The sequence below is a fragment of the Lysinibacillus sp. FW12 genome (assembly GCF_050817245.1).
Classification (GTDB): Bacteria; Bacillota; Bacilli; order Bacillales_A; family Planococcaceae; genus Lysinibacillus; species Lysinibacillus irui.
In genome coordinates this window covers 1,487,041-1,501,359 of record NZ_CP139094.1, presented here as the reverse complement: position 1 = coordinate 1,501,359, position 14,319 = coordinate 1,487,041, and the positions used below count along the sequence as shown (strand labels likewise).

The following is a 14,319-nucleotide window of genomic DNA, read 5'->3' as shown; positions in this document are numbered from 1 at the left end:
ACCTTTCTTCTAATACCATAAATGGAATCGCGATAAACTGCTTCCTAAGAAGAAGTTCACAACAACTAATAAATAGGCATATATATGTACCCATGCATAAGTTGTACCTGTCAGCTTGCTTTTGCGATTCACATATAAGATAACGCAATACAAAATTAAAATGATGAAGGACCCTATGATCTTTGCATCGAAAATCGAAAGACTCTCTAATGTTAATAGTGCCCATTCAAAGCCCAATATTAAACTTATAAATAAAACTGGAATTCCAATAAAAAATGACATATTCATCCAGCTACTTGTCTGCTGTAAGGATGGTAACCTTGTCCATAGATGTGACCACTTTTTCTTTTTCAGCAAACGATATAAAACTAAGTATAATATGGCAAACACAAATGTTAACGTGAATGCGGCATAGGACAATATCGCAAATGATATATGAATAAAAAGCATTTCCGAAATTAATGTATCCCCAACAGCGCCTGTAGGACGTTTTGGCATAAAAGTAAATATACTAGCGAATAAAAACCCTAGTATATTAATAATAAATACAGGCAAATCAACCCTAGCTATACAATGTAGAATGATCGATAGCGTCACAAGTAACCAGGAGTAAAAGAGAATCCCCTCTGACAAAGATAAGATCGGAAAACGCTTCGTTTCCACAAACGTTAAAATGATAATAGCGCTTTGAATCATCCATACAAATGAAACAAGCCAAAAAGCTATTCGTCTTGCTCGCACTTGCTTATAGAAATAATCAGTAAAGTAAAAAACTAGACTGATCGCATACAAGACGATCATCACTTCATAAAGCCTCGTCATGGTCAAATCAGCCAATAGACATCCCTTCTTTATAGTGAAATTGTAAAATTACTATACAAAAACAAAAAAAACGTTTTCGTATCCTAAGTTTACCATACAGATACGAAAACGCCTCATGTAATATCAGTAGAAATCCAATAGCGTCAACACTATCGTAAATTTGTGTATGCGACGCATTAGATATTTAGAAAGAGTACTTTGGTTCAACGGAAGTTTGAGAAGCCTCTGCGCGTTCTTTGCGCTCAAGCTCTTGCTTCGTCATCTCTTGAACTTCAGCTTCCACAGCATCCTCTATACCAAAAATTTGTTGGAATAAACGTAACTGTTCATTTGCTTTTGGTGAATTTGCCATTTCTTTCGCTTGTAAGATTGGCTCTTTTAACAATTGATTAATAATAGATTTTGTATGCTTACTTAAAATTTTACGTTCACGTTCCGTTAAATCTGGCATTTTATTTTCGATACTAGTCATCGTCTCTTCTTGAATTCGATTAGCCTTTTTACGCAAAGCTGAGATCACTGGTACGACGCCTAGTGTTGCTACCCAATCTTTAAATTGCACAACTTCATTACCAATCATATCCGTAATATCAGCAGCAGCACGTTCACGCTCTGCTAAATTCGCCTCGACAATTCCTTGTAAATCATCGATATCATACAAGAAAACATTTGGCAGGTCGCCCACTCGTGGATCAATGTCACGTGGAACAGCAATATCTACCATAAATAAAGGTTTACCTTTACGTAAACGTTCCACAAATTGCATTAACTCATAATCAATGACATAATCTGTTGCACCTGTAGACGTAATTAAAATGTCTGCTTCTAATAATGAACATTGTAATTCCTTCATTGATTTAGCTTCCCCATGGAATTTAGCGGCTAGGCTTTCTGCTTTTTCAAACGTACGGTTAATGACCGTAACTTTTCCTACACCACTACCATAAAGGTTCTCAATCGCAAGCTCTCCCATTTTCCCTGCACCTAAAATAGCTACATGCTTGCGTTGTAAAGAGCCAAAAATTTTCTTTGCTAATTCTACTGCTGCATAGGAAACGGATACCGCATTCTCACCAATTGCTGTTTCATTATGAGCACGCTTAGCAAATGTTACCGCTTGTTTAAATAGCTGATTGTATACCGTTCCTGTTGTGCCAATCTCTTGTCCACTTAAAAAGCTTTTTTTACTTGTCCTAAAATTTGTGTTTCCCCAAGAACCATTGAATCGATCCCTGCAGTCACTTTAAATAAATGTTCGATTGCCTCATCTTCTTCTCGAATTGTTAAATAGGAAGAAAATGTCTCCACAGGCAAGTCAAACCAGTTCGCTAAAAATTGTTTCACAAAATGACGTCCAGTATGCAATTGATCCACAACAGCATATATTTCTGTACGGTTACATGTCGAAACAATAACGTTTTCTAATATACTTTTTTGCTTTTGCAGCGCTTCCATTGCTTGTGGTAGTTCACTCTCTATGAATGATAACTTCTCACGTATTTCAACAGGCGCTGTTTTATAATTCAAGCCTACTACGATGGTATGCATGAATAACACCTCACACGTTCTAATTCACAAATCTCATTATAGCACAGTTCGACAATAGTTCACGTATAATTTGTGAACATGTCATGAAGAACTGTCATTCGTCATCTACATTAGAATTATTATAAACTAAGTGTAACAAATTATACGTCTTGTTTCAAATTAAAAAACTGCACCTGATCAATCTAACAATTGAGGTGCAGTAAATTTTGTGATCAGTATTTTCTTAATTTGTCATTGTGACAGTTTTCATTGCAATAATATTACCATCTTTATCATAGGCTATAAACTCAATGTCATTATTAACTTTAAAGTCCTGCATAGTTTGTACTGTTTTCGTTAGCATATAAACTGAATCACTACGTTTTTGCAAATCAAACTGTACATCTCCACTAACTGAATTGAAGCGTACATTCATCTTTGCAACATTAGAACAATTACCATCAATTCGAGCACTCATAGTAATATAGCCTTTTCGTAGCGAAACGCTTGTTTCTTCAAATAAATCTTCAGGATTGATACAGCTCGAAGCTGGTGTTTTACATAAAATTGTATCAACTAGCTTTTGGAATACTTGATGCAATTGTAAATTATCAATGGCGTGGAAATAAGCGCCGCCAGTTTGCTCTGCTACTTGCATTAACGTAGCATCATTGATTTGTGATTTCTTGCCCATACTAATTGTATAAACTTTCACACCTTGCTTTTTCGCTTCATTGATCGCCTTAGTCATTTTAGATTTACTTGTTTTACCATCCGAAACAACAACAATGGCCTTCGATGTTTTAGTATCATTAGAGAATTTAGTTAAGGCGATATCAATGCCGGCAAAAATATCCGTCGCACCTTTATCTTTGGATGCTTTATAAAGATCTTTTTTCAGTACATTTTCTGTCGTACCTTCACCTAGAACAGTTGCTTTTGTATTCGTTTCAATAACAATATTATTTTTTGCCTTTATTTGATTGATCAATTCAATCATCTTTTTACCACGGTAATTTGTTGGATCAACCGCCTTCATCGAAGAAGAATAATCCACTACATAGGCAATTTCCGTTGCTAAAGAACAAGAGTTTTTACTAAAGTATGGATTCGTAAATATTTCTTTCGTTACTGTCTTATCTTTTAAGCCCTTCAAAATTGTTGCATAGCGTGGATCTAATGGATTAACGAGCGTTGCCTCTACTTTAGATTTTCCATAAATAATTGAGTCAAAGTAAGCGACGGCCGTACCTGGACTACCTGTATTATTTAATGGATCTGAAGTATTTGTTATAAACGACGCTGTTTTTTCCACTCCATCAAATTTAATTTTGACCGTTCCCTGATAGTCCGAAACGGGCTCCCCCCTGGACGAACTAAAGTCACCATAACTTTAGTATATCGATCTTTCCCTGATGGTCTTGATGCAGCATCAGCACTTTCTTTCAATGCTTCAACACGTTTTTTATAGGCTTCCACTTGTCCAAGTAATTTCCCGCCCTGATATTTTAATAACACAGTTCGGTCATAGTTACTTAAGTTTGTGAAGATTGCATAAATCTTCATCACACTATCGTAATGCTCTAATGTTAAATCTTTTTCGTTTGGCATATGATTCATAAGCTGAATGATAGCTCCGACCGGATTAATATTTTCTACCTGAGAAGCAATATCATCATCAATCCCTTGAACACGATAAATTGGTCGTCCATCATCAGAAATCATATACATAATTTCAGTTTTGGCAGGCGTTGTTACTGAGTTATCAAAACGGCGATTTAAGAGCTCTTCAAATAAGTATACTGAGATATCATAGTTTTCAAATTGTAATATTGCATGTTCATATCCTAACGCTGGGTACCTAGGATCAGATCCACCGTAGCGCAAATAAACATTTTGTACGTTCCCTAAAGCATCCGTTACATTTGTTTGCTGACCAATACTAAATAACTTTTCATCAGAGTCAGGATCTAAAGGTACTGGAGCATACACATCAATTAAGTTTTGAGTAAAGAACTCTGGCAATTTTTCATATGGAACATAAGGAGGTGTTACACTACCATTATCATCTGTATTTGTTGGATCATATACTTGGTAATCAATACGTAGTTCTGGCTGTGGTGCATAACGCACTTCTGCATTTAACTTCTCCCCCACTAAACACTTCATAGCAGGGTCTGTATTATTAACTAGCTCAAAAGAAATCGTATCACGGACAGATTTTGTTAGTGATGGTGCGATTACGATAGCAGATACAGTGGAGCCATCAGATTGAACCGTTTTAACCGCTTCACCGGATGTATCCACAATTGTCCCATAGGATGACGTCACTTTGAATGTATACGATTTATCATCCGCAATTGGGTCACCATTACAAGCCTTTAACGATACCGTCACAAGTGTAGAATCCACATCATTTGCGATTAAATCCGGTTTTTCAACTACAATACTTTGCAATGCATTATTTACATATTCTGGTCCAGTAAAGTCATTTGAGTTATCTTTTGGTTCTTCAAAATCAGCACTGTTAGATCCCATGAAACCTGGTGGTAACGTGATGCTATCATTATCACGGCCAGCAGCACTTCGCTTTAATCCTTGTACAGCAAAATTGCCATTTTGAACAGCTCTATATAAAAATGTAGCAACATCCGCACGTGTTAATTTAGTAGATGGATTAAAGCTAGCAAAAGTCTTTTTACCTGTACCACTGGTAGAAAGATCATTCGAATATAAATATTGTACAGCCTGTGGTTCATCTAAATCTAAACCTTTGAATGCAGCGTAGATCTGGGCAAATTGGCCTCGTGTCACCGCTTTTGAACGATTAGCATTCACATGTGTGCCGTTAAATGGTAAATAAAATTCACTGTAGAAATTATAGGCAACACTATCAATATAAGATAACGCATAATTACGATCTAGCTTGGCAAACATTAGCACAAGCTCTCGATCAGTTACTTGTTCATCTGGTAAAAAGTTATTAGCACTGTTCAAGGACATGAGGTCATTGTCCACTGCCCAGGAAATAGCCTTATAATTATTACTATTTGAAGGAACATCTCTTATTGTGGTAGCTGCTTGCGTGACAACAGGTGTTGCCGTCATCAGTAGTAACATGAAGCAAAGCAAAGAGAGCAATGCTTTTTTTACATATGTCATTAATGTTCAGTCCTTTCTTTAGTTAAAGAACAAGATATCATCACGATAGTTTTGTTTTAGATCATCTTCTAAATATTTTAAGAATCGCTCAAGGACAAGAGAAGCCTCTGCACGAGTTAGCGGCTTATTTGGATTAAAACGGCCAGCGGAATCACCAATCATTAACCCAAGTTCATTTGCAATATAGATGCCGTCTCTAGCATAGTTTGGAATTTGATTGTTGTCTGTAAATTTCGTTAGATAGCCAGGATCAGGCGCTCTATTTTCAAGTCCTAAAGCACGCACAAAAATAGTAGCTGCTTGTGCTCTTGTAATGGCATTATCTGGTTTAAAGTAGTCAGCTGAAACGCCTTTTATTATGCCTTTATTTAATGCCGATTCAATATAGCCATAATCTTTAACCGTACGCTTTAAGTCTTTAAACACACTTGTAGTAGGAGTCTTTTTCGATTTCTTTTCTTCAAATACACGTAAGTCTACGGCTTTACCGATTGCCGTAGTAAAATCTATACGTTTCATTGGTGTATTTGGAGAGAAGAAATTACTTGCATCTGAATAGATACCTAGTGAATACATTTTTTCTATCGCTTCTTTAGCAAAATGGTTTGTTAAATCACGGAATTTAGGGATAATAAGACGTTCAATAGTTGGCATGTATTCTGTATCTAAATCAAGCGTCCCTTTTTGTCCTGAAGATAAGTCGTACGTGTACTCAGAAATAACATCTTTTTCACTTACAACTGCATAGCCACCCTCAAAACTACCCAAGCTTCCAAGATTCTCCTCATAATTTAAAACACGAGATTTACTTGTAGATAAGCGGTTTTTTACATGGCTTGTTTTGCCATCACTGTAGGAATAAACAGACTCTGTGATTTGAGTTTCTGTTGCTCCCCAGAAGTTTTCATAGCCCGCATGGCGACTATCGGTTTCAATCGTTACTGTGTTTTGGACAGCGTTTTTCCCTTTTCCTGTTTCAAAAGCATAGGTTTTTCTAGAGATTACATTCCCCGAATAATAATCAGAGGCAGCTCGATTATCTGTCACCGTTCCTTGAGAAAATTGATAATCAACTAACGTATAAGTAATCGCTCCAATTGTAATTTTTTCAGTGTATTTCTTTACCTCACCATTAGACGTTTTTTGACCAAGAACTGCATAGTCAACAACATCAGATTCATAGGCGATATTTCTTGTCAATGTGGCTCCATTATTACCTGTCAACTTCATGTTATAAGTTTCAGTTAATCTGCCTTTAGATTCCTTTTGTGTAATTTTAATATCTTTACTAGTGCCCTTAAAAATAACAGGTGCCCCTGATAGGAAGACAGCTTCTTCATATGTATACTCATTTTTTACTGCACCAGTTGTTTCTAATGAAGCAGCCGATGCATTGAACGAAATAGTAGTTCCCATTAAACAAATAACAAGAACGACTACCATTAGTTTGGCTAAATATTTTTGCATTCGCTTGTCCTTTCTTTCACTGTGCACTGTTATGCATAATGAAGCATGTTTTAATGACTAAAAATCTGCTCGTCTTTCGAACATTTTGCCTATGCGAAGTAGCCTTCTCATCAAATGTGAATACATCGCCCTTTTGCAAATATTATTCGCCTGAGACTAAGCAGATTTTCAGTCTATATTTACTTTTAATCTACTAGAATAAAATGAGCTTTTACAAATCGATCTGATAATACAACTAAACGGTCGGATGCTTGTAGATCGGAAGGCTGTATCACTTTACCTGCTTTAATGATTGTTGCTTGGTCAATATTCATATCCACCATTTCACCAGCCTCATACCAACGGCCATTCTGCCATTGGCTTACACTTTTTACGTTAATTACAGCTGGATACTTCGATTTTACAGACTGTAGTTTCCCAGTCAGCATTAATGGGGCTACTGGTTTAGCATTATCTAAAATATGAAGTGCTTGTACATGGCCATCCTTCACATAGAAGTATCCATAATCACCTTCGGATAAATAAAGCTCAATATCTGGCATGACGCTGTATGTTTTATTGCCATCATCGACCATTGCCTTTGTTGAATTACTAACTGATAAGACAGTATCATCTGTTTTCTTGAAAACATTTGATTCAATTTTCATCGCATCATCAATTTCAATTAAATACCCATCAGCTTGAGATAAGCGTCCATAATATAATTCATGTCCAGCTAAGTTAGGTGACATAAAGCTATCACTTGTCACTTGTACAACCTGCGCATAATGGTCACGTGCAGCACCATCTGCAATGACAAATGCCGTACCATACGCTAAAAGACCAGTTGGTTCAATTAAACGTCCATTACGAATTAAAATAGTTCCATTATGGAAGTACAATGTGCCTGCAGATTTCAGCTTCAATAATTGGTAATCTGTATCTACAGACAACATGGGTTCGTAATATGTTCGTTCATTGTTTTTCAATACTACAATTTTCTCAATGACTTCTTTACCGAATTGTTTAACCGTCGCATAGTATGCTTCACTACCGATATAATTTTTCAGTTGACCTTTTTCGACTTTCGTATTGCCAACATATATTGGTACCTTGGATGTAAAAGACATTGTCGATAGATCATTGGTTATTTGAGAGCCAAATTGCCAGTTAATAAAGGCATGTTGATTTTTCACCGTTAATTTATTGGCATTAGGATTGACTGCTTGTATTTCGCCTTTATATAAGTTTTCAACTAATGTGCCTGTCTCACTAATGGCTACTTTTGTTACGACAGAAGTGTTTTTATTTTTAAAGTTTAGTTTAACTCGATCCCCAACGTATAACGCACTAATATCAGTGGCTGAAGAGCCTTTTTGATAATTAGTCTCTTTGTTAATATAATAAGTCGTTTCTTCACCTACATCTGGCTTCACTATAATAAATAACCCATTTGGATCGATACTCGTTACTACACCAGCTGTTGTTTTACTGCTACTTCCTGATCCTGCGGATGATCCATTCGGTTCTGTTGCTGTTGTAGATGTACCTCGCAGTTCAACAACACTTCTTAGAGAAATTTCAGCTTCAACTTCCATTCCCATCTTAAAGCCCTCGATAGTCGTTGCCGTGTTGTTAATATATAATCGAGTATTTTTATTAATATTAAAAGTCACTGTTCGGCCACGATCATTTTGCAAAGTTACTTTACTAAGTTGTTGTTCTATCGTGCCATCTGGCTTTGTGTATTCTGAAAATGTTACATCCACAAAGGTTCCAGTAACTAATTGGGCAGCTTTAGCCGGTTGGTTAAAGGCTAAACTGACAACCAGAAGTAACATGATCATGATTATGTATGAATATTTCTTCAAAAATCCTGCCTCCTTACTAAATATTAGTAATCATTATATCGTATTATTGGTAGCTTTTCTTATTTAAAAAGTTACAATTTAGACTATTAATCTTTTCAAGCGATAAAAATAGAGGTAGCTTCCTACTTTCAAGCTACCTGCCTGTTTCATACTTGAATATCAATTGTATGTCCAGCTGTCGGATGTGGAGCATCTAACATTTCAACTAACTGCTCTGTGTTTTGTTGTTGCATCTCCATTGCCTGTTTCGTAACAGCTAAAGAAACGTTTTGCATAAGTGTTGCTTGATTCATTGCCATCGATAAAGCTGCAATATCCATCTAGTCCACCTCCTATCTAATTTATCGGACAAATATTTTAATCATCAAGCATTTTCTACAACTTTCTACATTACCTTCTGTAAAAATGAAAAAAACATCTACTGTCCTAACGACTAGACACAATAGATGTTTTTACATTACATTTTATTTTCAATTGTTCTCCAAGCTTCTTCAAAGCCAAGACCCGTTTCTGAAGAGAAGACAATTAGAGTATCGCCTTTTTCCATTTCCAATGTTTCTTTGACAATCTTTTTATGCTTATCCCATTTACCTTTTGGAATTTTATCTGCCTTTGTTGCAATCACAATACAAGGAATATTATAGTGCTTTAGGAAATCATACATCATGCGATCATCAGCCGTTGGAGGATGACGCAAGTCTATAATTTGTACAACTGCTTTTAATTCCTGACGCCCAGTAAAGTAGCGCTCTATCATTTTCCCCCAAGCTTCACGCTCAGACTTTGAAACCTTTGCATAACCATAACCCGGTACATCCACAAAAAACAATTGCTCTTCAATTTTATAAAAGTTAAGGGTTTGTGTTTTACCAGGCTTAGAAGAAATACGTGCTAAAGCTTTACGGCCGATCATTCGATTAATGAAGGAAGACTTTCCTACATTCGAACGACCAGCTAATGCAAATTCTGGCAGTCCATCTTCTGGATATTGGTCTGGCCGTACCGCACTAATGACCATTTCGACGTTATGGACTTTCATTTTTCTAAAAACCTCCGTCCAGTGCATAGGCTAAAACTTCATCAGCCGATGACACTAGTTTAAATGTTAGTTGCTCACGTACACTGTCAGGAATATCCTCTAAATCACGTTCATTATCTTTTGGACATATGATTGTTGTTAAGCCTGCACGATGAGCACTTAATGTTTTTTCTTTTAGACCTCCGATTGGCAATACACGGCCCCGTAATGTAATCTCGCCTGTCATACCAACTTCACGGCGAATTGGGCGATGTAAAATAGCGGAGACAATAGCAGTTGCCATAGTAATACCTGCAGAAGGTCCATCTTTAGGTACAGCGCCTTCAGGTACATGGATGTGAATATCATGTGTATCGAAATATTCCGCATCCACATCAAGATCTTCCATTTTCGTGCGAACATAGGATAATGCTGTTTGAGCAGATTCCTTCATGACTTCCCCAAGCTTACCAGTAAGCTGTAACTTTCCTTTACCAGGTGTCAAGGATACTTCGATTTGTAACGTATCTCCGCCTACAGTTGTATAAGCAAGCCCAGTAGCGACACCGACTTGGTTTTCCTTTTCAGCCTGCCCATAACGGAATCGATGTTTACCGATTAACTCTTGTAGTGATTTTGAGCTAACAGTTACCCGTTTTTTCTCACCAGATACAATGATTTTGGCAATTTTTCTGCAAAGGGTTGCGATTTGTCGTTCTAAACCACGAACACCTGCCTCGCGCGTATAATAGCGTATAATATCGATGACTGCTTCATCTTTAATCACTACTTGCGTTTTTTTCAATCCATGTTCTTTCAATTGCTTAGGGATTAGGTGATTTTTCGTAATTTGAGTTTTTTCAATTTCAGTATAACCTGCAATAGAAATAACTTCCATACGGTCTAATAATGGACCAGGAATACTACTCAAATCATTAGCTGTTGCAATAAATAACACATTCGATAAATCATATGGCTCTTCAATATAATGATCACTAAATGTATTATTTTGCGCAGGATCTAATACTTCTAGCATCGCTGCTGCAGGGTCGCCTCTAAAATCATTAGACATTTTATCAATTTCATCTAATAAAAATACGGGATTAATGGTACCTGCTTTTTTCATTCCTTGAATAATACGACCAGGCATTGCGCCAACATACGTACGTCTATGTCCACGAATTTCAGATTCGTCACGAACGCCGCCTAACGAAATTCGAATAAATTTGCGATCTAAGCTTTCTGCGATGGAACGAGCTAAAGATGTTTTACCTACCCCAGGAGGTCCAGCTAAGCATAAAATAGGTCCTCTCAGCGAATTTTTCAGCTGACGTACGGCTAAATATTCTAGAACACGTTCTTTCACTTTTTCTAACCCATCATGATCACGATTTAAAATATTCTCGGCATGTGTAATATTCATGCGATCTTCTGTTGCTTTTGTCCATGGTAGTGAGATCAGCCAATCAATATAATTGCGAATAACGCCGCTTTCTGCACTAGCGCTTGGCACTTTTTCATAGCGATCTAATTCTTTGAGTACAGCTTCTTTTGTTGAATCTGGCATACCTGCTTCATCGATACGCTTACGCAATTCTGCAACTTCTCCAGTTTTCCCTTCGCGATCGCCCAGCTCAGTTTGAATAGCCTTCATTTGTTCACGTAAATAATATTCCTTTTGCGTACGCTCCATGGACTGCTTTACTTTGGAATTAATCTTCTTTTCCAAATCCAATACTTCTTGTTCATCGTGCAAACGGATAATTAAGTGATCAAGACGTTTTTTAACACTTAGCATTTCCAATACTTCTTGCTTATCCGCAATCTTAAACGGTAAATGAGAAGCGATAATATCTGCTAGACGTCCAGGTTCTTCGATATCCGTTACAGTATTGATTGTTTCAGTTGTGATTTTATTGGAGGATTTTGCATATTTTTCGAAATACGTCAATAATGTACGCATCAATGCTAGCGTTTCTACATCTTTATCTACCGATTCCTCTTTAATGTCAATATCCACAACTGTATACTTGTCTAACGCCCGATAATTTTCCCAGGTAGCACGAGCAACCCCTTCTACTAAAATTCGCAGCGTACCATTTGGTAATTTTAGCATTTGTTTGACATATGCAATTGTACCAACGGAATATAAATCTTGCTCCTCAGGCTGTTCATCGTGCATTTCCTTTTGTGTCACCAATAAAATCATTTGGTCCTCTAACATCGCCTGCTCTAGCGCCGCTACAGAACGATTTCTACCCACATCAATATGTAACACCATCGATGGGTATACTAAAAGTCCACGTAAAGGCAATAATGGTACATTTGTTGTTTTTTGTATTGTCACCATGCGGGCATTCACCTCCGTCAAAATTTTCATGTTCACATCCCGCGCTACTAGTATGTGTTTAAAAAATTGATTCACACTAGTTATTGAAGCGAGCCAAAAATTTCTTCAAGTTACAATTAGCTTTATGTAGAAATGAATAAAAAGCTGACTGTCGATATGTGCGAATATTGCACAATCGAAGTCAGCTAATTACTCTCTATCTCACAACGGTAGACAGCCATATCTATTCGTTATGCTGAAGTTTTTGTATCGCTACCTTCATCGAGTTCAGTGCCATCTTCAAGAAGCAATTTCGGTTTTTCTTTATCCGTAATTGTTTTTGCTGTAATGATACATTTTTTTACGTCCTCACGTGAAGGCAATTCGTACATTACATCAAGCATTGTTGACTCAATAATTGAACGAAGACCACGCGCACCTGTTTTACGCTCAATTGCTTCTTTTGCAATTTCAACAAGAGCACCTTCATCAAATTCAAGTTCAACGCCATCTAGTTCAAGCATTTTTTGATACTGCTTGGCTAGTGCATTTTTTGGCTCCGTTAAAATTTGTACAAGAGCAGCTTCATTTAATTGCTCTAGACTCGCAAGTACAGGTAATCGACCAATGAACTCTGGTATTAGACCAAATTTCAGTAAATCCTCAGGAATCAGCTTTGACATGATAGAACCTTCATCTACGTCTACTTTATTCGGATCTGAACCAAATCCAATTACTTTTTCACCCTGACGGCGTTTAATGATCGTTTCAATACCATCAAATGCACCACCAACGATGAAAAGAATATTAGTTGTATCGATTTGTAAAAACTCTTGATGAGGATGTTTACGTCCTCCTTGTGGCGGAACACTTGCAACCGTTCCTTCTAAAATTTTAAGGAGTGCCTGTTGAACACCTTCGCCAGAAACATCACGTGTAATAGATGGATTCTCCGACTTACGTGCTACTTTATCGATTTCATCAATATAGATAATCCCTTTTTCAGCACGCTCAATATCATAATCTGCTGATTGGATTAACTTTAATAAAATATTTTCAACGTCCTCACCTACATAACCTGCTTCAGTTAGGGAGGTAGCATCCGCAATTGCGAATGGAACATTTAGTATACGTGCTAACGTTTGAGCTAATAAAGTTTTACCGCTACCAGTTGGGCCGATTAACACAATGTTCGATTTTGCTAATTCAACATCATCAATTTTACTATTCGTATTGATGCGTTTATAGTGATTGTAAACTGCGACTGCCAATGCCTTTTTAGCACGTTCTTGTCCAATTACATACTCATCTAGAATCGTTAGGATCTCTTTTGGTTTTGGAATATCTTGAAATTCGATTTCCTCTTCTACACCTAGTTCCTCTACAACGATTTCGGAACAAAGCTCGATACATTCATCACAAATATAAACACCTGGACCTGCAACTAATTTACGTACTTGTTCTTGTGGTTTTCCACAAAATGAGCATTTTAAATTGCCTTTTTCATCATTAAATTTGAACAATATGTTTCACCCCTATTCAAGCAACAATCTTACAAGATTATTGAACCTTTATCAAATAAATTGTCTGCATCATTTACGCCAAGGCATTCATGCATGTATAGATTATAACGCATCATCATGTTCTTTTCTTCATTTGCTTACCAAAGTATCCTCTAGGAACGTGTTTACTTCGTGACTTTACATGATTCTTTCGTATGGCACTTCACTTAGATTACACCAAAACCAACTATCCATCGTTATGAATCTACTACATTCATCTACCTAGGGTTTATTCATTCAAAATTAGTAATTTTATTATATATGACTTTTCTGAATGAAGTTTTTAGCATCGTATCAATTTCGCCTTAAATTGTACAGTGTCTAGGTTTTGAATTCCTTGACTCTGGCCATTGGCTTTATCTTCATTCAGTCGTCGTTTAACATACTAAAAAGCTTCTGTGCATACAGTTTACCATCTATTTAGATGGACATGTTTTGTACTTAACATTTTACATTCCGTACAAAACATCTGTTGAATGAAGATAAAAATTAAAACAATACTATGTATAAGTGAAGTATAAAGTGAAAAAAACTATAAGGGGACCATTTTTTAGAGTTTATGTGATAAAACAAGGCACGGTT

At 36.7% G+C, this 14,319-nt stretch carries 9 protein-coding genes and 1 pseudogene; all 10 read right to left on the bottom strand.

Features of this window, described 5'->3' with window-relative positions; all coding sequences use genetic code 11:
* Positions 1 to 9: 9 nt before the first annotated feature.
* Positions 10 to 837, bottom strand: a complete 828-nt coding sequence (locus tag SJW71_RS07700) for a cytochrome C assembly family protein (protein WP_274793953.1) — start codon at positions 835 to 837, stop codon at positions 10 to 12.
* 169 nt (positions 838 to 1,006) lie between these two features.
* Positions 1,007 to 2,370, bottom strand: a pseudogene (hemA, locus tag SJW71_RS07695) (glutamyl-tRNA reductase).
* A 223-nt stretch (positions 2,371 to 2,593) separates the two neighbouring features.
* Positions 2,594 to 3,664, bottom strand: a complete 1,071-nt coding sequence (locus SJW71_RS07690) for a vWA domain-containing protein (RefSeq protein ID WP_431811981.1) — start codon at positions 3,662 to 3,664, stop codon at positions 2,594 to 2,596.
* Positions 3,640 to 5,511 carry an S-layer homology domain-containing protein gene (locus SJW71_RS07685; RefSeq protein ID WP_431811980.1) on the bottom strand — a complete coding sequence of 624 codons (1,872 nt, stop codon included), beginning with the start codon at positions 5,509 to 5,511 and terminating at the stop codon, positions 3,640 to 3,642. Before SJW71_RS07685 ends, SJW71_RS07690 begins: the two co-directional genes overlap by 25 nt.
* Positions 5,512 to 5,529: 18 nt before the next feature.
* Positions 5,530 to 6,978: an S-layer homology domain-containing protein gene (locus SJW71_RS07680; protein WP_431811979.1), complete on the bottom strand. Its 1,449-nt coding sequence runs from the start codon at positions 6,976 to 6,978 to the stop codon at positions 5,530 to 5,532.
* Between the two features lie 185 nt (positions 6,979 to 7,163).
* Positions 7,164 to 8,828 (bottom strand): hypothetical protein, encoded by a 1,665-nt coding sequence (locus SJW71_RS07675; protein ID WP_431811978.1) that lies wholly within the window; start codon positions 8,826 to 8,828, stop codon positions 7,164 to 7,166.
* 146 nt (positions 8,829 to 8,974) lie between these two features.
* The gene (locus tag SJW71_RS07670) at positions 8,975 to 9,148 is read right to left on the bottom strand and encodes a YjfB family protein (protein WP_081011007.1); all 174 of its coding nucleotides are present in this window, start codon (positions 9,146 to 9,148) and stop codon (positions 8,975 to 8,977) included.
* A gap of 137 nt (positions 9,149 to 9,285) precedes the next feature.
* On the bottom strand, positions 9,286 to 9,867 hold the full coding sequence (gene yihA / locus SJW71_RS07665; RefSeq protein ID WP_274793959.1) for a ribosome biogenesis GTP-binding protein YihA/YsxC: 582 nt from the start codon (positions 9,865 to 9,867) through the stop codon (positions 9,286 to 9,288).
* A 4-nt stretch (positions 9,868 to 9,871) separates the two neighbouring features.
* The gene (lon, locus tag SJW71_RS07660; RefSeq protein WP_312506783.1) at positions 9,872 to 12,196 is read right to left on the bottom strand and encodes an endopeptidase La; all 2,325 of its coding nucleotides are present in this window, start codon (positions 12,194 to 12,196) and stop codon (positions 9,872 to 9,874) included.
* Positions 12,197 to 12,426: 230 nt separating this feature from the next.
* Positions 12,427 to 13,698, bottom strand: coding sequence for an ATP-dependent protease ATP-binding subunit ClpX (gene clpX / locus SJW71_RS07655; RefSeq protein ID WP_274793960.1), 1,272 nt, complete (start codon positions 13,696 to 13,698; stop codon positions 12,427 to 12,429).
* Positions 13,699 to 14,319 lie beyond the last annotated feature (621 nt).

Coding starts and splice junctions, on each gene's coding strand:
- SJW71_RS07685 (WP_431811980.1), bottom strand. CDS start 5,511: ATGACATATGTAAAAAAAGCATTGCTCTCTTTGCTTTGCTTCATGTTA.
- SJW71_RS07680 (WP_431811979.1), bottom strand. CDS start 6,978: ATGCAAAAATATTTAGCCAAACTAATGGTAGTCGTTCTTGTTATTTGT.
- SJW71_RS07670 (WP_081011007.1), bottom strand. CDS start 9,148: ATGGATATTGCAGCTTTATCGATGGCAATGAATCAAGCAACACTTATG.
- yihA (WP_274793959.1), bottom strand. CDS start 9,867: ATGAAAGTCCATAACGTCGAAATGGTCATTAGTGCGGTACGGCCAGAC.
- lon (WP_312506783.1), bottom strand. CDS start 12,196: ATGGTGACAATACAAAAAACAACAAATGTACCATTATTGCCTTTACGT.